The sequence below is a fragment of the Streptomyces sp. NPDC056835 genome (assembly GCF_042789485.1).
GTDB lineage: Bacteria > Actinomycetota > Actinomycetes > Streptomycetales > Streptomycetaceae > Streptomyces.
On record NZ_JBHUBB010000003.1, the window covers coordinates 186,959 to 206,972 of the forward strand.

General features: G+C 71.7%; 13 protein-coding genes. 9 read left to right on the forward strand and 4 right to left on the reverse strand.

What is annotated here, in order from left to right; translation table 11 throughout:
* Positions 1 to 137 precede the first annotated feature (137 nt).
* A complete protein-coding gene (locus ACFRMN_RS05310) occupies positions 138 to 1,172 on the forward strand; it encodes a phosphatidylinositol-specific phospholipase C domain-containing protein (protein ID WP_383013503.1) in 1,035 nt (344 codons plus the stop codon).
* Between the two features lie 180 nt (positions 1,173 to 1,352).
* Here ACFRMN_RS05310 and ACFRMN_RS05315 read toward each other — a convergent pair whose 3' ends face one another.
* Positions 1,353 to 2,906, reverse strand: a complete 1,554-nt coding sequence (locus ACFRMN_RS05315) for an ATP-dependent DNA ligase (protein ID WP_383013506.1) — start codon at positions 2,904 to 2,906, stop codon at positions 1,353 to 1,355.
* Positions 2,907 to 3,271: 365 nt separating this feature from the next.
* On the opposite strand from ACFRMN_RS05315, the gene ACFRMN_RS05320 reads away from it, so the two are divergent.
* The gene (locus tag ACFRMN_RS05320; RefSeq protein ID WP_383013509.1) at positions 3,272 to 5,566 is read left to right on the forward strand and encodes a tetratricopeptide repeat protein; all 2,295 of its coding nucleotides are present in this window, start codon (positions 3,272 to 3,274) and stop codon (positions 5,564 to 5,566) included.
* A gap of 44 nt (positions 5,567 to 5,610) precedes the next feature.
* On the opposite strand, the gene ACFRMN_RS05325 is transcribed toward ACFRMN_RS05320, so the two are convergent.
* Positions 5,611 to 7,389 carry a serine hydrolase gene (locus tag ACFRMN_RS05325; RefSeq protein WP_383013773.1) on the reverse strand — a complete coding sequence of 593 codons (1,779 nt, stop codon included), beginning with the start codon at positions 7,387 to 7,389 and terminating at the stop codon, positions 5,611 to 5,613.
* 314 nt (positions 7,390 to 7,703) lie between these two features.
* Here ACFRMN_RS05325 and ACFRMN_RS05330 point away from each other — a divergent pair, with 314 nt between their 5' ends.
* On the forward strand, positions 7,704 to 8,810 hold the full coding sequence (locus ACFRMN_RS05330; protein WP_383013512.1) for a calcium:proton antiporter: 1,107 nt from the start codon (positions 7,704 to 7,706) through the stop codon (positions 8,808 to 8,810).
* Positions 8,811 to 8,868: 58 nt separating this feature from the next.
* Entirely contained in the window at positions 8,869 to 10,407 is a 1,539-nt protein-coding gene (locus tag ACFRMN_RS05335) for a fatty acyl-CoA synthetase (protein ID WP_383013515.1), read from the forward strand.
* Here the strand turns inward: ACFRMN_RS05335 and paaK are convergent.
* Positions 10,394 to 11,680, reverse strand: coding sequence for a phenylacetate--CoA ligase PaaK (gene paaK, locus ACFRMN_RS05340; RefSeq protein WP_383013518.1), 1,287 nt, complete (start codon positions 11,678 to 11,680; stop codon positions 10,394 to 10,396). The two genes, ACFRMN_RS05335 and paaK, sit on opposite strands and share 14 nt — an antisense overlap.
* Positions 11,681 to 12,064: 384 nt before the next feature.
* Between paaK and ACFRMN_RS05345 the strand changes: the two genes are divergently transcribed.
* The 5 genes from ACFRMN_RS05345 to ACFRMN_RS05365 all read left to right on the forward strand — a co-directional run bounded on the left by ACFRMN_RS05345 (position 12,065) and on the right by ACFRMN_RS05365 (position 17,858).
* Positions 12,065 to 12,307, forward strand: coding sequence for a DUF397 domain-containing protein (locus ACFRMN_RS05345; protein ID WP_365745644.1), 243 nt, complete (start codon positions 12,065 to 12,067; stop codon positions 12,305 to 12,307).
* A gap of 82 nt (positions 12,308 to 12,389) precedes the next feature.
* Entirely contained in the window at positions 12,390 to 12,890 is a 501-nt protein-coding gene (locus ACFRMN_RS05350; RefSeq protein ID WP_030353882.1) for a hypothetical protein, read from the forward strand.
* A gap of 125 nt (positions 12,891 to 13,015) precedes the next feature.
* Positions 13,016 to 15,367, forward strand: a complete 2,352-nt coding sequence (locus ACFRMN_RS05355; protein ID WP_383013522.1) for a glycoside hydrolase N-terminal domain-containing protein — start codon at positions 13,016 to 13,018, stop codon at positions 15,365 to 15,367.
* 188 nt (positions 15,368 to 15,555) lie between these two features.
* The gene (locus tag ACFRMN_RS05360) at positions 15,556 to 16,569 is read left to right on the forward strand and encodes an aldo/keto reductase (protein WP_383013525.1); all 1,014 of its coding nucleotides are present in this window, start codon (positions 15,556 to 15,558) and stop codon (positions 16,567 to 16,569) included.
* Positions 16,570 to 16,748: 179 nt separating this feature from the next.
* Entirely contained in the window at positions 16,749 to 17,858 is a 1,110-nt protein-coding gene (locus ACFRMN_RS05365; protein ID WP_383013528.1) for a chemotaxis protein, read from the forward strand.
* Between the two features lie 138 nt (positions 17,859 to 17,996).
* Here ACFRMN_RS05365 and ACFRMN_RS05370 read toward each other — a convergent pair whose 3' ends face one another.
* The gene (locus ACFRMN_RS05370; RefSeq protein WP_383013531.1) at positions 17,997 to 19,973 is read right to left on the reverse strand and encodes an N-acetylmuramoyl-L-alanine amidase; all 1,977 of its coding nucleotides are present in this window, start codon (positions 19,971 to 19,973) and stop codon (positions 17,997 to 17,999) included.
* Between the last annotated feature and the right edge of the window lie 41 nt (positions 19,974 to 20,014).

The following is a 20,014-nucleotide window of genomic DNA, read 5'->3' on the forward strand; positions in this document are numbered from 1 at the left end:
GGCGCGTTTCTCGCTGCCGTACCCCGCTCCCGCTGATCACATCCGTAAGCTCGCGTCCTCCCGCCCGTCACCGAACTCGCCTACGCTCCCTCTCGGTTGACATGCCCAAGACATGCGCAACGGGAGGAACAAGGGATATGGCAAAGCTCCTTCGCACCACGGTGGCGGCCGGCGCCGTCGCCGTGCTCGCCCTCACCACCACGTCGGCCGGCGCCGCCGACCCGGGCGCGCTGCCGTACGCCTCCACCACCGGGGTCGGTGTCCACAACGCGTACGAGAAGGCCGCCTTCCCGTACTTCGCGGACGCGCTGGACTCCGGAGCCGGGATGCTCGAACTCGACGTGTGGACCAATGTGTTCGGCGCCTCCTGGCGTGTGTCCCACAGCAATCCGCTGGGCAATGACAACAACTGCGCCAACGCCACCACGGTGAGCCAGCTGCGGACCAACGCGAAGAACCGCGATCTGGCCGGCTGCCTGACCGACATCAAGACCTGGCACGACGCCAACCGGAACCACCGGCCGATCGTCATCAAGATCGAGATGAAGGACGGCTTCCAGGGGCAGGGCGGCCGTGGCCCCGCCGCCCTGGACGCGCTGCTCAACAGCAAGCTCGGCGACGCCCTCTACCGTCCCGCCGACCTGGTGGGCGACCGCGCCGACCTCGACCAGGCGGCCCAGGCCGGTGCCTGGCCGACGCGCGCGCAGATGGCCGGCAAGTTCATCGTCGAGCTGATCCCCGGCACGGTGGAGGAGCAGAACCCGCTCGACACCCTGTGGACCGACCGTGAGTACGCCACCTATCTGCGTGACCTCAAGGCGGCGGGCCGGCTGAGCGAGGCCGCGGCCTTCCCCGCCGTCCACAACGCCACCGCCGGTGATCCGCGCACCCGCTACACGGACACGACGATCAGGCCCTGGTTCGTCTTCTTCGACGGCGACGCCGCCACGTACGCGGCCGGCGGAATCGACACCGCCTGGTACGCGCAGCGGAACTACTTCCTGCTGATGACGGACGCCCATAACGTGCCGCCGGCCATCGACGGCACCAACCCCACCGAGCAGCAGGCCCGCGACCGGCTGACCCTGCTGGCTCAGCGGAACGCCAGCCTGATCTCGGCGGACTGGCGCGCGCTGCCGACGGTGCTCGCGACCGTCGTCCCGCGCGGCTGAGCCGGGGAGCCAGGGGAAGCCGGGGAGCCGGGGAGCCGGGGAGCCGCACACGTCCCGGGGCCGGTTCCGCTCACCGGCCCCGGGGCTCGCGGCGACCCGATGCGCGGCCCCGGGGCTCGCGGCATCGCGACCCGCGGTCCCCGGGGGTTCGCGGTCCTCTCGTCCCGTGCTCCCGCCCTGTCAGCCGCGCTCCGCCACATCCCGGCCGTGCGCCGAGAGGACGGCCTCGACCGTGTCCGCCTCCGTGGCGGCCTTGTCCTCGCGGTAGCGGACCACCCGCGCGAAGCGCAGCGTCACCCCCGCCGGATAGCGGGACGACCGCTGGAGTCCGTCGTACGCGATCTCGACCACCAGTTCAGGCCGTACGGTCACGGTGAAGCCGTCGTCACGGACCGCCAGTTCCCGCAGACGCTCCGTCTGCCATTCCAGCATCTGGTCCGTCAGCCCCTTGAACGTCTTGCCGAGCATCGCGAACGAGCCGTCCTGCCGTCGCGCGCCCAGATGCAGATTGGAGAGCCTGCCGGTGCGCCTGCCGTGCCCCCACTCCGCGGCCAGCACCACGAGATCCAGGGTGTGCACCGGCTTCACCTTCAGCCAGCCCGCCCCGCGCCGGCCCGCGCTGTAGGGGGTGTCGAGCGCCTTGATCACCACGCCCTCATGGCCCCGGGCCAGGGTGTCGTGGAGAAACGCCTCGGCGGCCCGCCCCTCCTCCCGGGCCGTGCCGGTGACCACGATCCGCCGTACCCGCATCGGCTCGGGGACCAGCCGCGCCAGCACCTCATGCCGCTCCGCGCACGACATCTCCAGCAGATCCTCGCCCCCGGTGGCGAGGACGTCGAAGAAGACGGGTGACAGCGGCACGGCCGCCGCCGCGGACGCTACGTCCATCCGCGAGCCGACCCGGCTCGCGATCTCCTGGAACGGCCTCGGCCTCCCCTCCGCGTCCAGCGCGATGACCTCGCCGTCCAGCACGAAACGGTCGCCCGGCAGCTCCAGGGCGATCGCCGTCACCTCGGGCAGCCGGTCCGTGATGTCGTCGAGCGTGCGGGTGAAGACCCGTACCGTAGGCCCGTCCCGGTGCACCTGCACCCGGATGCCGTCCAGCTTCTCCTCGACGGCGCACTCCCCGAGCCGGCCGATCGCCTCCGCGACGCTCGCCGCGCTCTGCGCGAGCATCGGCAGTACGGGCCGCCCCACCGTCAGCAGGAACTCCTCCAGCACCCGCGGCCCCTCCGCCAGCAGCCGCTCCGCCACCTGCTGGAGGGAGCCGGCCAGCATCACCGCCCGGCGCACCGCGGCGGCCCGCGCACCCGACGTCTCCGCCAGCGCCTCGACTGCGACGGCGTCCAGCGCGCCCTGGCGCACCTCGCCGGAGATCAGCCCCACCAGGAAGCGCTGCTCCTCGTCGGTGGCCGCGCCCAGCAACTCCTGGACCAGCCGTCGGCGCTCGCCCTGCGCCCCGCGGCCCGCCACGGCCGCGAGGGCGGTGAACACGGCGTCGACGCGATGCACGGTCAGCGTGGCGCGGTCCGCCGGCGCGGGCGGGTCCCTCAGCGCGTTCCAGCCGACGCCGATCCTGCCCTGCGGCAGCCGCCCGGCCAGATACGGAATGACGATGGGCACGTCCTCGGGTCCCGCTGTACGGAAGAGTCCGGCCAGCAGGGAGATCTTCCGGGAGCGCGCCGACGTCTCGGCGACCTCCCGGGAGACATGCGCGAGCGGTGCCAACAGCATGCTGCCATCCTGCAACGCCGCGCGCGGGTCCGCCCGTCCTGGCGGGAGACCGGGCCGAACACCCCGTTGGGTCCGGGCAATGGCCAGGCTAGGCTCTGTCTGACAAATCCCGCCTGGCTCGCGACACCTGGCACGCTCGCCGCGTTGTCGGGGTCTCCCCAGTACGTCCAGTACTGGGGAGACCCTCCGCCTTGCGATCGCACGCACCGGACGCCGCCAGGCCCGCCCTTCAGGCGGACGCCGCTACTTTGAAGACACGCCCTCGGCCCCGACACCCGTCCCGCCCCGTACACACTCCAGGACGGTGCGGCCATACTGGACGGGCCGGGGAGGGCGCAGCGAGGTGACGGGGGCGACAGCACGCGATGGCGGACACCAGGCTGATCCAGGGCCGCTACCGGCTGCTCGATCTGATCGGGCGCGGGGGCATGGGCGAGGTGTGGCGGGCTCTCGACGAATCGCTCGGCAGACAGGTCGCGGTCAAGTGCCTCAAGCCGCTGGGCCCGCAGCAGGACCAGTCGTTCGCCCGGATCATGCGGGAGCGGTTCCGCAGGGAGGCGCGGGTCGCCGCCGCGCTCCAGCACCGGGGCGTCACCGTCGTCCATGACTTCGGCGAGGACAACGGCGTGCTCTATCTCGTGATGGAGCTGCTCGACGGACGCAACCTCAGCCAGCTGCTTGAGGACAACGAACAGCATCCGCTGCCGGTGCCCCATGTCGTCGACATCGCGGAGCAGGTCGCGGACGCCCTCGCGTACACCCACGGCCAGGGCATCATCCACCGCGACCTGAAGCCCGCCAACATCATGCGGCTCACCGACGGCACGGTGAAGATCTGCGACTTCGGTATCGCACGGCTCGGCCATGACATCGGCTTCACCTCGCGGCTGACCGGCACGGGCATCGCGATGGGAACCCCGCACTACATGTCGCCCGAGCAGATCGGCGCCGGCCAGGTCGACCACCGCAGCGATCTCTACTCGCTGGGGTGCGTGCTGTACGAGATCGCCACCGGCGCCCCGCCGTTCGACCTGGGCGACGCCTGGTCGGTACTGGTCGGCCACCGCGACACGATCCCGGAGCCGCCGCGCAAGCACCGGTCGGAACTGCCGGAGTTCTTCGACCGGCTCGTCCTCGATCTGCTGGCCAAGACTCCGGAGGAGCGGCCCGCCGACGCGGGGGATCTGCGGCGCAGGATCGGCGCCGCGCGCACGGCCCCCGGCCCGGCGGGCACGGTCCTGGGGAGCACCGGTTCGCACGTACTCCCGGCGTTCCCGGCGCCTGACGGGGGTCCCGTGCCCTACCACCCGGGCGGCTCGGGGGCGCCGGCGGACGGATCCCGGCTGCCGTCCTGGGCCCTCTCCATGACCACCGGCCACAAGGCGACCGGTGTGTCCGTGCTGCGGCCCACCCCGCCCGACCACAGCGCGGGCCTCACCGGCGAGTGGACCCGCCCGGCCGATCCGCGCGCCACCACCGGAACGTATCCGGCCGCCGCGCGGCCCACCCCGTCCCCCGAGCAGCTGGCGGTCCTCGTCAGCCGGCACAACGCCGGTCTGAGCCTCGGCCGGCTCGGCCGCTGGGAGGAGGCGGGCGAGGTGCACCGCGCGGTCGCCGCGGAACGTGAGCACGCCCTGGGCCCCGACCACCCCGACACCCTCGCCAGCCGGTACGAGGTCGGGTTCACGCTCAGCAGGACCGGGCGTACGGCGGACGCGCTGCGCGAGTTCACCCGCGTCGCGGAGGGGCGCGCCCGCGCGCTGGGCCCGGACCACCCGGACACGCTCGCCGCCCGCCAGGAGATGGCGTACGTGCTGGGGCAGCTCGGCCGGCACTTCGAGGCCCACGACGTGTTCGCCGCGGTGCTCGCCTCCCGCGAGCGCACGATGGGTCCCGACCATCCCGACACCCTGCGCTGCCGCCACAACCTGGCGTACAACCTCAGCCGTCTCGGACGCCTGGAGGACGCGTACCGGCTGGCCCACTCGGTCGCCGTGGCCCGCGCCAGGGTGCTCGGCGCCGACCATCCCGACACCCTGGTCAGCCAGTACGAGGTGGCCTACGCGCTGGGGCGGCTCGGCCGCTGGCCGGAGGCGCTGGCCGGCTACCGTGAGGTGGCCGCCGTCCGCGCCCGCGCGCTGGGCCCCGACCACCCCGACACGCTCTCCGCGCGCTACGAGATCGGCATCAGCCTGGGGCGGCTCGGCCGCAGCGAGGAGGCGCTGGATCTGTACCGCGGGCTCGTCGCCGACCGCGTCCGTATCCAGGGGCCGCTGCATCCGGAGACCCTGCGGGCCCGGCACGGCTTCGGGGTCAATCTGGGCCGGCTCGCCCGCTGGGACGAGGCGCTGGCGGAGGCCCATGAGGTGTGCGCGGCCCGGGAGCGGGTCCTCGGCCCCGACCACCCCGACACCCTCGTCAGCCGTCGGGAGATCGCCGTCGGCCTGGGCTGGCTGGCCCGCTGGCCCGAGGCACTGACCGTCTACCGCGGGGTCGCCGAGGCGCGGCACCGGGTCCTTGGCCCCGTACACCCGGACACCCTGGCGGCCAGGAACGACGAGGCGCACTGCCTGGAACAGCTGGGGCGGGGAGCGGAGGCGGTGGAGCTGTACCGCCAGGTCGCCGCGTTGCGCCAGCAGCACGGCACCAGGGGCCGCTGAGTCCCGGTACCCGTAGGGGGTGGGCCGCCACGGGCCGCTGGGGGTCAGTCCTCCGACGCCACCCAGCCGACCGCCTCGATACGCGCCGCGTCCTTCCGCCGGGCCTCGTCGAAGACCGGGCGCCCGCCGTCCTCGACCCGTAGCCCGTCCACATACGCGCCCCGCCCCACGTACAGCCGGTCCGTCGTGTACCGCCAGCGCAGCCGCACCTCCGTATCCCGCCAGGCCGCCAGATCCGCGGTCAGCCGGTGCCAGCGGCGTTCCGACCAGCCCGTGGCCGAACCCGCCGGGTGTGCCAGCGGCTCCTGCCCGGTGCGTACGGTCGTGAAGGGCACCGGCCGCCAACCGCTCCCGGCGTCGGCCGACGCTTCCAGGAACAGCCCGTCCGCGTCCGGCTCGGTGTCCCACCACAGCGAACAGCGGAGCACTCCGGCGCGGGCCGTGACCGGGGGAAGCGTCAGCGTGGCCGTCGTGGCGCCCGCCATGCCGGAGAACCACGCGGTACGGCCGTGCGCGGGCCGCACCGCGACGGCCCGCGCCATCCGGTCGGCCGCCGCGACGCGCGGCGCGCTGCCGGACCGCCAGCTCCGCACGGGGTGTACCGAGTTGCCGAGCACGATCAGGAAGGAGTCGGTCGTCGGGTCGAGAACGATACTGGTGCCGGTGAACCCGGTGTGGCCCGCCGTGCTCGGGGTGGCCATCGCGCCCATGTACCAGTGCTGGTACAGCTCGAAGCCCAGTCCGTGGGCGTCGCCGGGGAACCCGGAGTTGAAGTCGGTGAACATCAGCTCCACGGACTCGGGCCGCAGGATCCGGGCCCGCCCGTACGCGCCGCCGTTCAGCAGCGTACGGGCGAGGATCGCCAGGTCCCAGGCGCGGGAGAAGATCCCGGCGTGGCCCGCGACCCCGCCGAGGCTGTACGCGTTCTCGTCATGCACCTCACCCCACACCAGCCCCCGGTCGAGCCCCGACCACGGCCGACGCGCGTCCTCGGTGGCGGCGATCCCCGGTTTCCAGGACGCGGGCGGGTTGAAGCGGGTGCGGTGCATCGCGAGCGGCGCGGTGATCTCGTCGCGGAGCAGGGCGTCCAGGGTGTGACCGGTGATCCGCTCCAGGATCAGCTGGAGCGAGATCAGATTGAGGTCCGAGTAAAGATAGGCCGTGCCGGGCGGGGTCACCGGAGCCTCGTTCCACAGCAGCTGGAGCTTGCCCTCGTACGTCGGCGCCGTATAGAGCGGGACCCAGGCGCGGAAGCCGGAGGTGTGCGTCAGCAACTGGCGCACGGTCACGTCCTGCTTGCCCGCCCGCCCGAACTCGGGGAGATACGTGCTGACGCGCGCCGGCAGCTCCAGTGCTCCGCGCTCGATCTGCTGGACGGCGAGGATCGAGGTGAACAGCTTGGAGAGGGAGGCGAGATCGAAGACCGTGTCCTCGGTCATCGCGATCCGACGCTCGGGGGGCAGCTCCACTCCGGTGTCGGTCTTCTCGTCGTACGCCGCGTAGCGCACGGCCGCACCGAGCGGCCGGTGCAGGGCGACCGTACCCCCGCGCCCGGCGAGCAGTACGGCGCCCGCGTACCAGGGGTGCGTGGGGGAGGGGCCGAGGAACGCCGCCGCGTCGTCGACCAGCCGGTCCAGTTGACCGGGGAGGAGACCGGCCCGCTCGGCGGAGCCGTGCCGCAGCGTCGTCCGTCGCGCGCCACCGGAGGCGCCGTCCGAACCGGGCGTGGTGGCGCGGGCCGCGCCCTCGGCGAACGGGATCGGCGCCACGGCCAGCGCCCCGCCCAGGGCCAGCACCCCGCCGCCCAGCCTGCGCCGGCTCATCCCACCGGCCCGCGGACCGCTCCGCGCGCCGTCACCCGCGCCGTCACCCGCGCCGTCTCGCGCGCCGTTCCCCACGCCGCCGCCCTCCGTACCGCTCGCTCCCCGTCCGCCCGCCCGGTGCTCCGCCATGCGGCAGCCCTCCCCTGAACGTCGCTTCTCACACACGGCCCAGGGCGTGTCCGCCGGAAGGACCTGGGTCCTGTCAGGACCTCTTACCACAGCGGAGCTGACACCGCATCACGAGCGACGGGACAGATTCGCCGTACGGCGCCGCCGCCGCGCGTACCACCAGTACCTCTGGCAGCGTGTGGCGCATGAGGACGAGCATCGGCATCAGGTCACTGGTGTCCCAGTGGACCGTGGTGGTGCCACTGCTCGCGGTGGTCGCGCTGGTGCTCAGCTGGGGTCGCAGCCTGGCCGGCTTCGCGGTCGCGCTCGTCGCCCTCTGTCTCGCGGGCGCCGTGCTCGCGGCCGTGCACCACGCCGAGGTGGTCGCCCACCGGGTGGGGGAGCCGTTCGGCTCACTCGTCCTCGCCGTCGCGGTCACGGTCATCGAGGTGGCGCTCATCGTCACGCTGATGATCGACGGCGGCGACAAGACCGCCTCGCTCGCCCGTGACACGGTCTTCGCCGCTGTCATGATCACCTGCAATGGCATTCTCGGCCTCTGTCTGCTGGTCGGGGCGGTGCGCAGCAGGGTCGCCGTCTTCAACGCCGAAGGCACGGGCACCGCACTGGCCACCGTCGCCACCCTGGCCACACTCACGCTCGTGATCCCGACGTTCACCACCAGCAAGCCGGGCCGGGAGTTCTCGTCCGCGCAGCTGGGCTTCGCCGCGGTCGCCTCACTCGTCCTGTACGGGCTCTTCGTCGCCGTACAGACCGTGCGTCACCGCGACTACTTCCTGCCCGTCACCCAGGAGGGAGACGTGCGGGAGGAGGACTCGCACGCCCCGCTGCCCACCCGTCGCGCGACCGTCCTGAGCCTGGTGATGCTGGTCGTGGCGCTGATCGCCGTAGTCGGGGACGCGAAGGCGGTGTCCCCCACCATCGAGTCGGGTGTGGAGTCGGCCGGGCTGCCACAGGCCGTGGTCGGGGTGGTCATCGCCCTGCTGGTGCTGCTGCCCGAGACCCTCGCCGCCGTACGCGCGGCCCGCCGCGAGCGTGTGCAGACGAGCCTCAATCTGGCGCTCGGCTCCGCGATAGCGAGCATCGGTCTGACGATCCCGGCCATCGCGCTCGCCTCGATCTGGCTGAGCGGGCCACTGGTGCTCGGGCTGAGCGCCATCCATATGGTGCTGCTCGCGCTGACGGTGGTGGTGGGCGCCCTGACCATCGCCCCGGGCCGGGCCACCCTGCTCCAGGGCGGGGTGCATCTGGGGATCTTCGCCGCGTTCGTCTTCCTCGCCATCAGCCCGTGACCCGGGCGGGCCGGTCCGGGGGATTGACCCGTCGCGTGACCGCCCGGAGGATCGCGCCATGAACACCGAGGACCACACCGCGCCGGAGCCCGACGACCCCCTGCGGGCACTGCTCGAAAGCACGGTCGACGGTGTGGTGCGGCGTACCGCGGCCCGGGTGCCCGACCGCGTGGCCGTACGGTACGCGGACCGTACCTGGACCTACGCGGAGCTGGACGCGGCCGTCTCCACCGCCGCCGCCGAGCTGCGCGGACACGGTCTCGCGGACGGCGACCGGGTGGCGTCCTACGGGCATAACTCGGACGTCTATCTGATCGCCTACCTCGCCTGCGCGCGGGCCGGGCTCGTCCACGTACCGGTCAATCAGCACCTCACCGGCGACGATCTCGGCTACCTCGTGAAGCAGTCGGGCAGCGCGCTCGTCCTCGCGGATCCGGGCCTCGCCGGACGGGTCGCCGGGGGCGTCCCGGTCCGCGCTCTGCGCGACACCGACGACTCGCTGCTCGCCGCGCTGGCCACGCCGAGGCCGTACGAACGCGCCGGCGACCCGCGCGAGCTGTCCCAGCTGCTCTACACCTCGGGCACCACCGCGCTGCCCAAGGGCGCCATGATGACGCACCGCGCCCAGGTGCACGCGTACGCCAGCGCCATCACCGCCCTGGATCTGCGGGAGAGCGACCGGCCGGTCCACTCACTGCCGCTCTACCACTCCGCCCAGATGCATGTCTTCCTGCTGCCGTATCTCGCGGTCGGCGCGGAGAACACCATCCTGGACGCACCGGACCCGGAGACGATCTTCGAACTCGTCGGCGTGGGCCGCGCCGACAGCCTCTTCGCACCGCCCACCGTATGGATCGGTCTCTCGCGGCACCCCGAGTTCACCACGCGCGATCTGACCGCGCTGCGCAAGGCGTACTACGGCGCCTCGATCATGCCGGTGCCCGTACTGGAACGGCTGCGCGCACAGCTGCCCTCGCTCGCCTTCTACAACTGCTTCGGACAGAGCGAGATCGGCCCCCTCGCCACGGTCCTCGGACCCGACGAGCACGAGGGCCGGATGGACTCCTGCGGCAGGCCCGTCCGGCACGTCGAGGCACGGGTCGTCGACGAGAGCGGCGAGGAGGTTCCGGACGGTACGGCCGGCGAGGTCGTGTACCGGTCGCCGCAGCTCTGCGCGGGGTACTGGGACAAGCCGGAGGAGACGGCGGAGGCGTTCCGCGACGGCTGGTTCCACTCCGGGGATCTCGCCGTGCGGGACACCGAGGGCTACTACACGGTGGTCGACCGGGTGAAGGACGTCATCAACTCCGGTGGGGTGCTGGTGGCCTCCCGGCAGGTCGAGGACGCTCTTTACACCCACCCCGGCGTCGCCGAGACCGCGGTCGTCGGGCTGCCCGACGACCGCTGGATCGAGGCCGTCACCGCCGTCGTCGTCCCGCGCGGCGAGGTCACCGAGGCCGAACTCCTCGCCCACGCCCGCGAGAAGCTTGCCCACTTCAAGGCCCCGAAGCGGATCGTGTTCATGGCGGCGCTGCCGCGCAACGCCAGCGGGAAGATCCTCAAACGTGAGCTGCGGGACCGCCTCAGCGGCTCCTGAGGTCCACGATCCGCTTGATCTTGCCCACCGAGCGCTCCAGGGTCTCCGGATCCACGACCTCCACCGCCACCGAGACCCCGACCCCGTCCTTGACGGCCGCGGCGATCGCCCGCACCGCGTCCGCGCGCTGCGCGGAGGTCGCCTCGGCGCGGGCCTCGGCCCGTACCGTCAGCGCGTCCATCCGGCCCTCGCGGGTCAGCCGGAGCTGGAAGTGCGGGGCCACCCCCGGCGTACGCAGCACGATCTCCTCGATCTGGGTGGGGAAGAGGTTCACCCCGCGCAGGATCACCATGTCGTCGGACCGGCCGGTGATCTTCGCCATCCGGCGGAAGACCCGCGCCGTACCGGGCAGCAGCCGGGTGAGGTCCCGGGTCCGGTAGCGGATCACCGGCATAGCCTCCTTGGTGAGCGAGGTGAAGACCAGCTCGCCCTCCGCGCCGTCCGGCTGTACCTCCCCGGTGAACGGATCGACCACTTCCGGATAGAAGTGGTCCTCCCAGATGTGCAGACCGTCCTTGGTCTCCACACACTCCTGGGCGACCCCCGGGCCCATCACCTCCGACAGTCCGTAGATGTCGACCGCGTCGATCGCGAACCGCTCCTCGATCTCGCGCCGCATCTCCTCCGTCCAGGGCTCGGCGCCGAAGATGCCCACCTGGAGGGAGGTCGTACGGGGGTCCACGCCCTGGCGCTCGAACTCGTCGAGCAGCGTCAGCATGTACGAGGGCGTCACCATGATGATCTCGGGGCGGAAGTCCTGGATCAGCTGGACCTGGCGGGCCGTCATGCCCCCGGACGCGGGGATCACCGTGCAGCCGAGCCGTTCGGCGCCGTAGTGCGCACCGAGGCCGCCGGTGAAGAGCCCGTAGCCGTACGCCACATGGACCTTGTGCCCCGGGCGTCCGCCGGCCGCCCGGATCGAGCGGGCCACCACATCGGCCCAGGTGTCCAGATCCCGCTGGGTGTATCCGACGACGGTCGGCCGGCCCGTGGTGCCGCTGGAGGCGTGGACGCGCCGTACCTCCGACTGATCCACGGCGAACATCCCGAACGGATAGTTGTCCCGCAGATCGGCCTTGGCGGTGAAGGGGAAGCGCGCCAGATCGGCGAGCGAACGGCAGTCCTCGGGACGTACCCCCGCCCGGTCGAAGGCCGTCCGGTAATGGGCGACGTTCTCGTAGGCGTGGCGCAGCGTGGCGCGCAGCCGCTCCAGTTGCAGTACGGCCAGCTCCTCGCGGCTGAGCTGTTCCGCCGCGTCCAGCAGAGGTGTCATGGGCGCTCTCCCGGTCCCTCGGACAATGCGGACGTCTGATCGACCGATCATTCGGTTGATCGTCCCGGGATCAGTAATTCAGGAGTGCCGACGAGCGTCAAGAGCCGCGACGCGACCCATGCGGCGATTCCCCGTGCTCCGGCCGGGGTGTCCGCGCGCGGACACGGGAACCCCGGCCCCGGCGGTACGGGAACCCCGGCCCCGCCAGTCCCCGGTGTGCGGCGAACTACGGCTGGACACGGCGCGGATGACGGCGCCGCGCCGCTCGCCCGGCTCGGCCGGCCGGCCATGAACCGCCCCGCCCGGGCCTCGCGCCGCGGCCTGTCCGGGACCGGCGCCGGTCGATAGGGTGGCCCCGGGACGACGCAGCGGGAGGAGCAGGACGTGGCTGAGAGCACCACCACCCATAAGCCGCTTTCGGGCTGGGAGAAGCCGGAACTCGATCTGAGCAACGCGGACTGGCAGTCGAGCAGCCGGGGTACGGGTGACGTCCAGATCGCCTTCGTGGAGGGGTTCATCGCCATGCGCAACAGCGGCCGGCCGGAGAGCCCGTCGCTGATCTTCAGCCCGGCCGAGTGGCGGGCCTTCGTGATCAACGCGCGCGACGGGGAGTTCGACCTCACCTGACAGATGTGACGGCGTTCCGCCCGGCTGACGGAGCGTGGGCGGCCGGCTCCGGTGAAGTGACGCGAACCCGTACCATGGTGGGATGTCCTTTCTCCGCCGCCGCAGCGCCGCCACACCCGCGGGCCCGGACTTCGATGTCCTGGCCATGGACCCGGGTGACTGGCCCGGCAATCTGGGGGCGGGGCTGCTGCCCGCGCCCGATGGCAGCTGCCAGGGTGTCTTCCTCAGGTACGACCTGTTCGGTGGCCGCGGGCCCGCGATGATCATCGGGAACCTGCCCGCGGGGTCGCCCGCCCGCGAGCTGGCCGACGGGCAGATTCCGTTCGAGGTGGCCCAGCTGCTGCTGGCGCTGGAGAACGAGGAGCCGGTCGAGGTGACCGGCGCCGAGGACATCCCGGTGATGCAGGGGGACAACCTCCTGATCGTGCGCCGCCTCAAGCTCTCGGAAAGCCGGATCTCCTGCGTGCAGTTCGACCGCAGCGACGATGTGCTGGTGACCATCGCCAGCTGGGACCGGCCGATCACGGACGATCTCTACGCACTGCTGAAGCCGCTGCCCGCGGAGCTGTTCCAGCAGGGCTGAGCCAGTAGCCGATCGCTCCCGCACGCTATGGATGACCGGCCGGTAATCGGCCGGGTCCGTACCGGCGGGAGCGAATTTGTCATGTCCCTTGCCATTTCAGTCATCGGACTTTTACCGTGCCTGCCATGACCCCTGGGATGAGCCGCAGAACCACGATCAAGTCCGCGCTCGGGGTAACGGGCGCCCTGACGCTGGGTATTCCGGCGATATCCGGAGCCGCAGCCGCCGTTAACCCCTCCGATGAATTGACGCTCAGGTATCACACACCCGCCGCCGACTGGGAGCGCGAGTCGCTGCCCATCGGCAGTGGTGCGCTCGGTGCGAGCGTGTTCGGCACCCTCGCCACCGAGCGCCTCACCCTCAACGAGAAGACCCTGTGGACCGGCGGCCCCGGGGCCGCCGGCGGATACGACCACGGCAACTGGACCCAGCCCCGGCCCGGGGTGCTCGCCTCCGTACAGCGGCGCCTCGACACCGAGGGCAAACTCACCCCGGAAGCCGTCGCCGCCGAACTCGGCCAGCCGAAGCACGGCTTCGGCGCGTACCAGGTACTGGGCGATCTGGAACTGGCCGTACCGGGCGCCCCGTCGGCCCCCGACGGCTCCTACCGCCGTACCCTCGACCTCGCGTCCGCGCTCGCCGCCGTCACGTACACCCACCAAGGCGTCGCGTACACACGGGAGTTCTTCGCCTCCTACCCCGGCAAGGTCATCGTCGGCCGGTTCTCCGCCAACCAGCCGGGAAAGATCGGCTTCACCCTGCGCTACACCTCGCCGCGCGCCGACTTCACCGCCACGGCGAGCGGTGACCGGCTCACCGTCAGGGGCGCGCTCCAGGACAACGGGATGCGGTTCGAGACCCAGATCCGGGTACGGACCGATGGCGGCCAGGTCAGCGCGGGGGCGAACGGCAGCCTCACCGTCATCGGCGCCAACAGCGCCTGGTTCGTCCTCGCCGCCGGTACGGACTACGCCGACACCTATCCGAGCTACCGGGGCGCCGACCCGCACGGAGCCGTCACCGGCGCGGTCGACGCGGCCGCCGCCCGCTCGTACGACGCCCTGCGCACCGCCCATGTGAACGACCACGGCGCGCTCTTCGGCCGGGTCTCGCTCGATATCGGCCAGCAACTGCCCGACCTGCCCACCAATCAGCTCCTGACGCAGTACACGGGGGGCGCCGGCGCCGCCGACCGGGCGCTCGAAGCGCTGTTCTTCCAGTACGGCCGCTACCTGCTGATCGCCTCATCGCGGGCCGGCTCCCTGCCCGCGAACCTCCAGGGCGTGTGGAACAACGTCACCAACCCGCCCTGGTCGGCGGACTATCACGTCAACATCAACCTCCAGATGAACTACTGGCTCGCCGAGGTCACCAACCTCGCCGAGACCACAGCGCCCTACGACCGCTACGTCGAGGCGATGCGCGCGCCCGGCCGGGTGAGCGCGCGGGAGATCTTCGGCTCGGGCGGCTGGGTCGTACAGAACGAGACCAACCCGTTCGGCTTCACGGGCGTCCACGACTGGGCCACCTCGTTCTGGTTCCCGGAGGCCGCGGCCTGGCTCACCCAGCAGCTCTACGACCACTACAGGTTCAATGGCTCCACCGACTATCTGCGCTCCACCGCCTACCCGGTGATGAAGGAGGCCGCGGAGTTCTGGCTCGCCAATCTCCGCACCGACCCGCGCGACGGCAAGCTCGTCGTCACGCCCAGCTACTCACCGGAGCACGGGGACTTCACGGTGGGCGCGGCGATGTCCCAGCAGATCGTGCACGATCTGTTCACCAACACCCTGGAGGCCGCCAGAACCCTGGGGGACGCGCCCGACTTCCGTACCCGGCTTCAGACCGCTCTGCGCGACCTCGACCCCGGGCTCCGTATCGGTTCCTGGGGCCAGCTCCAGGAGTGGAAGACCGACGTCGACAGCCGGACCGACGACCACCGCCATGTCTCCCATCTCTTCGGCCTCCACCCGGGCCGGCAGATCGTCGCGGGCAGCACATGGGCGGAGGCGGCCAAGGTCTCGCTGACCGCGCGCGGCGACGGAGGGACCGGCTGGAGCAAGGCGTGGAAGATCAACTTCTGGGCACGGCTGCGGGACGGCAACCACGCCCACAAGATGCTCTCGGAGCAGCTCAAGAGCTCCACCCTGCCCAACCTCTGGGACACCCACCCGCCCTTCCAGATCGACGGCAACTTCGGTGCCACCTCGGGGGTCGCCGAGATGCTGGTGCAGAGCCAGCACGGCCCGATCGAGATCCTGCCCGCCCTGCCGGCCTCCTGGCCGAACGGCCGGGTGACGGGGCTGCGGGCGCGCGGCGGCGTCACGCTGGACATCAGCTGGAGCGGCGGCAGGGCGAGCCGGATCACACTGCGCGCGAGCCGTACGACGAACCTGACCCTGCGCAGCACGCTGCTGCCGGGCGGTGAGCGGACCTTCCGGGCGACCGCGGGGCAGACGTACGAGTTCACCCCCTGATACGGGACAGACCACCTGGCGCCGTGACCGGCGATGTTCGCCCCGAAGGAGCGCGCGTACTGGACGACGCGACGGGGCGAGCATCGCCGGGAGGGGCACCGGCAGGGTCCTGACCTGGGGATTCAGAAGCTCCGCCACTGGGTGCGTTCATTTTCTTCTGTTGGACAGGATGACGGCTGGACCTGACCATGGAGAAGCAGGCCAAAACGCATGTTTTTGAAGGGCGGCCCGCCATGAAACGGATCTCTCTCGGCGCTACCGGCCTCCAGGTCTCCCGCATCGCCTTCGGCACCTGGCAGATCGGCGGGCAGTGGGGCACGTTCGACGAGGACCGGGCCATCAACGCCATCCACGAGGCCCGCGACCTCGGGATCAACTTCTTCGACACCGCACAGGCCTACGGCTTCGGGGCCTCGGAGCGTCTGCTGGGCAAGGCACTGCGCGGCGAGATCACCGGGGACAGGGAGGGCGTGGTGATCGCGACCAAGGGAGGTGTTCTGCCGGAAGGGGGGCGCGACACGTCCGCGGACTACCTGCGCCAGGGCGTGGAGCAGAGCCTTCGTGCGCTGGGCGTCGAGACCATTGATCTCTACCAGGTGCACTGGCCGGATCCCACCGTGCCCGCCGCGGAGACAGCCGGTGTGCTGCAGGCCCTCGTCGACGAGGGCAAGATCAGATTCGCGGGCGTGTCCAATTACGACGTCCGGCAGATGGCGGAATTCGCGGCGGTACGGCCGGTGGACACGCTCCAACCGCCGTATCACCTGTTCCGCCGCGGCATCGAGGCGGAAGTGCTGCCCTACACGATCGAGCACAACATCGGCGTGCTGGCCTACAGTCCACTCGCCAGCGGTCTTCTCACCGGCCGCTTCGACGAGAACACGACGTTCGAGGAGAGCGACTGGCGAAGCCAGTCCACGGCGTTCACCGGGGGCGCCCTGAAGCGGAACCTGGCGATCGTGCGGCGACTGGCGGAGTTCGCCCAGGAGCGCGGGCTTACCGTCGCGCAGCTGGCCATCGCCTGGGTGCTCGCACGGCCGGGCGTGCACGTGGCCATCGTCGGCGCGCGCAGCAGCGGCAACATCAAGGCGAGCGCCGCGGCCGCGGACGTCGAGCTGAGCGCCGAGGATCTGTCGCGGATCGACGACCTCACGGCCGGTGCGGTCCCCATCGAGGGCGCCACACCCGAGGGTGTGGTGTGATCCCGCGAGGCCGGTGCCGTGAGTGACCCGCGATGTTCACGGCAGGTGGGCACGTGGGGCCGGGTGGCCCTCCTCTCCTGCGGAACCGGGCGGAATCGCGCAAGATGGAATGCACGAGTGGGGGGCCGGCACGCGGCTGTCCGCCCGCCCGCCGGACCTTCATCGAGCGAAGGGACAGCATGGACAGCAATGGTCTGAACCCCGACGTCCTGCGGGAACTGCGAGCGCTGCGCGCCTATCCCGCCGTGTCCCTGACGATGCCCACGCACCGCCGCGAGCACCACCACGAGCAGGACGCGGTACGGCTGCGCAATTTGCTCGCCGAGGCGGGACGCCGGCTGGAGGGCGAACCGGATCTGGACAAGCGATCCCGCGCCGCCATCAAGGGACAGCTCGACAAGGCCGTCGCCGAGGTCGATCTGCGCCATCTGCTCGACGGACTGCTGCTGCTCGCCGACGCCGGGGAGTTCCGGGTCTGGTATCTGCCGCGCGAGGTGCCCGAGCGCGTCGTACTCTCCGACACGTATCTGACCCGGAACCTCGTGGCCGCCACCGCGCAGTCACGGCCGTTCTGGGTGCTGGCGATCGCCGCCGACCGCGCGACGCTCTGGAGCGGGTCAGGTGAGTCCCTGCGCGAGCACCGCGAGAACGGATTTCCCATGACGCCGCCGGAGGAGACCTGGGACGTCGAACGCGAGGAACGGATCGGCGACACCCCGAGCACCTTCACCGACGAGGAGACCCGCCGCTTTCTGCGGTCCGTCGACGAGGCCATGGGCGCGGTGCTGGCGCGCCGGCCCCGGCCGCTCCTCCTGGTCGGCCTCGCCCCCGCGCTCGCCCTGCTGGAGGAGGCGGGCAACGCCACCCGTACGGCCGTCGGACGGCTGGTCAAGGGCGGCCTGACGGATGGTCCGGCCCCCGTCCTGATGAAGGAACTCCGGCCCGTGGTCGAGGAGTACGCGCGCCGGCAGAAGGCCGAGGTGCTGACCCGGCTGGACGACGCCAAGGGCCGGCGCACCTTCGCCGCCGGACTCGACGAGGTCTGGGAGTCGGTACGCGAGAAGCGGGCCGATCTGGTCGCGCTCGAAGAGCACTACCGCCGTACGGTCCGCGTCAGCGACGGCCATCTGATTCCGGTGGACGACGGGTCCACCGCGGGGCCCGACGTACGCGAGGACATCGTCGACGAACTCGTGGAAGCCGCCCTGGACAGCGGCGCCGAGGTGGTGTTCCTCCCGGACGACGCGCTCGCCGCCCACGACCGGATCGCCGCCGTCCTGCGCTACTGACTCCACGCCACTGACTCCGGGCCGACGACTCCCAGACTGACGACTCCGCGCCGCTGACCCGCGTACCCGGACAGACATGCGCCGGGCGTCACCGGCTCCCCCGCGGCCGGTGACGCCCGGCATTCCCCCGCCGGTTGGTCAGCGTGCCGGACGCACCTCCACATCGGCCGCCTTCACATAGGCGACCCGGTGCCCGAACTGGATCTCGTAGTACGTGTCCCTGCCCCGCACCACCCGGTGTCCGGCGGTGTCGAAGGTCGGCGCGAAGTAGTACTCACTCGGAGCCTCGGCGCCCACCACATAGCGCTGGCCGGCGAGCAGCTTGTAGGGGAACGCCGAGACCGTCTGGACCGGAACCCCCTCCGGATAGGCCCCCGCCTCCGGATAGGCCCGTCCGTACACCGGGATCTCCGCCAGCCCGGCCCTCGGCGTCAGCACCGGCGCCTTGGCGCCCACGGCGGTCGGGCTCGTACGCGGGTTGTGGAACCAGGCCTTCTGCCCGAGGTACCAGATCGCCGTCCAGTCGCGCTCGCGCCCGGCGACCGCGTACTGCTGGCCGGTCGAGGCACGGGCCCCCAGGTCGTTGACGTCGATGGTGGAGTCCTGGCCGCCGGGCCGCAGCCCGATGTCCTTGACGAGCGGCGCGTCCTCGGCCGGCGCCGTGTGCAGCCGTACGGCGCCCGAGCCGTGCGGGGCGCAGGCCTGGCCCGCCTTCTCACAGCCGGTGTACGACGGCTGGTTGGCCGCGTAGTCCGGACGGATCGTGACCACGGACGCGCCCGGCCCCGCGGTCGCCCTGAACGGCTTGCCGAGCAGCTGGAAGTAGTGCGCCCAGTCCCAGTAGGGGCCCGGGTCGGTATGCATCCCGGGGATCAGCGCGGTGGTCGTGCCGGGCACATTGTCGTGGCCCAGGATGTGCTGACGGTCGAGCGGGATGTCGTACTTCCTCGCCAGATACCCGACCAGCCGCGCGGAGGTGCGGTACATCGCCTCCGTGTACCAGGCGTCCGGCGCGGCGAGGAAACCCTCGTGCTCCAGACCCACCGACTTGGAGTTGATGTACCAGTTGCCGGCGTGCCAGCCGACGTCCTCGGTCGCCACGTGCTGGGCGATATGCCCGTCGGACGAGCGCAATGTGTAGTTCCACGACACATATTTCGGGTCCTGGATCAGCTTGAGGGTGGTGTCCCAGGAGCCCTCTGTGTCATGGATGATGATGTAGTCGACCGACTGGGACTTCGGCCGGTCGGCCTTGTCGTGGTTGCCGTAGTCGCCCTCGCCGAACTCCGCGTACGGCGCCGGGATCCACTCGCAGGCGACCTTGCCGGGACACTCGGCCCGCCCCGCGTCGGCCGTGCGCAGACCGAGCCGCGCCGTCTGCGAGGTGTCGGGGGATACCCGGGGGGCCGCGCGCAGCGCCACCCGCTGGCCACTGTCCGTCGTGCGGCGCTCGCCGTTCCTGATCACGTCGTACACATCATTGGCGTAGGTCGTGGCGGTCGCGGAGTCGTCCGCCCCGGAGAACCGGGCCACCGCTCCGTACCAGTCGGCCGGATCGCCGCTCAGCGGCGCTCCCAGCTCCCGTTGGGCCGCGGCCAGCAGCGCCGCGCCACCCAGGACATTGGCGGCGGGGCTCCGCCGCAGCTCCTTGGCGGGCAGCCCGGTCAGCTCGGCGGCGCGGTCCAGGGTGCGCAGCCGGGCGGGCAGTTCGGAGGTCTTGGGCAGCGCCGCCTCGGTGACGGTCTTCGCCGCGCGCGAGGAGTCCCCGCGCGGGTCCTCCGTACCCTCCGAGTGGTGCGGCGCGTCGGCGAGCGCCGTCCTGGCGTCGGTCAGATGCATCGGGCCGTAGCCGCCGGTGACGCTGGGGGCGCCGCTGTGCGTGTCCCAGCGGGACTGGAGATACGAGACACCCAGCAGCACGCTCTGCGGCACCTGGTACCGCTCGGCGGCGGCGGCGAACTCACGTTGCAGCGCGGCGGATCCCGGCTGTTCCGCCGTGGCGGACGGAGCGGCGGAGACCAGGGGCAGCAGCAGCGCGGCGGACGCCACGACACCCCCCGCTCGCAGCGCGCGACCACGCGGGAATCTCGGTCGTGGGGGGACGGAACCTTGCAATGCAGCCTCCAGTGACGGGTGGTGCGTGACAGGGTCTGCCG

What these genes read in the sequence shown, in the direction of transcription:
- ACFRMN_RS05310 (WP_383013503.1), top strand. Translation starts at nt 138, where the DNA reads ATGGCAAAGCTCCTTCGCACCACGGTGGCGGCCGGCGCCGTCGCCGTG.
- ACFRMN_RS05315 (WP_383013506.1), bottom strand. Translation starts at nt 2,906, where the DNA reads ATGCTGTTGGCACCGCTCGCGCATGTCTCCCGGGAGGTCGCCGAGACG.
- ACFRMN_RS05320 (WP_383013509.1), top strand. Translation starts at nt 3,272, where the DNA reads ATGGCGGACACCAGGCTGATCCAGGGCCGCTACCGGCTGCTCGATCTG.
- ACFRMN_RS05325 (WP_383013773.1), bottom strand. Translation starts at nt 7,389, where the DNA reads ATGAGCCGGCGCAGGCTGGGCGGCGGGGTGCTGGCCCTGGGCGGGGCG.
- ACFRMN_RS05330 (WP_383013512.1), top strand. Translation starts at nt 7,704, where the DNA reads ATGAGGACGAGCATCGGCATCAGGTCACTGGTGTCCCAGTGGACCGTG.
- ACFRMN_RS05335 (WP_383013515.1), top strand. Translation starts at nt 8,869, where the DNA reads ATGAACACCGAGGACCACACCGCGCCGGAGCCCGACGACCCCCTGCGG.
- paaK (WP_383013518.1), bottom strand. Translation starts at nt 11,680, where the DNA reads ATGACACCTCTGCTGGACGCGGCGGAACAGCTCAGCCGCGAGGAGCTG.
- ACFRMN_RS05350 (WP_030353882.1), top strand. Translation starts at nt 12,390, where the DNA reads ATGTCCTTTCTCCGCCGCCGCAGCGCCGCCACACCCGCGGGCCCGGAC.
- ACFRMN_RS05355 (WP_383013522.1), top strand. Translation starts at nt 13,016, where the DNA reads ATGACCCCTGGGATGAGCCGCAGAACCACGATCAAGTCCGCGCTCGGG.
- ACFRMN_RS05360 (WP_383013525.1), top strand. Translation starts at nt 15,556, where the DNA reads ATGGAGAAGCAGGCCAAAACGCATGTTTTTGAAGGGCGGCCCGCCATG.
- ACFRMN_RS05365 (WP_383013528.1), top strand. Translation starts at nt 16,749, where the DNA reads ATGGACAGCAATGGTCTGAACCCCGACGTCCTGCGGGAACTGCGAGCG.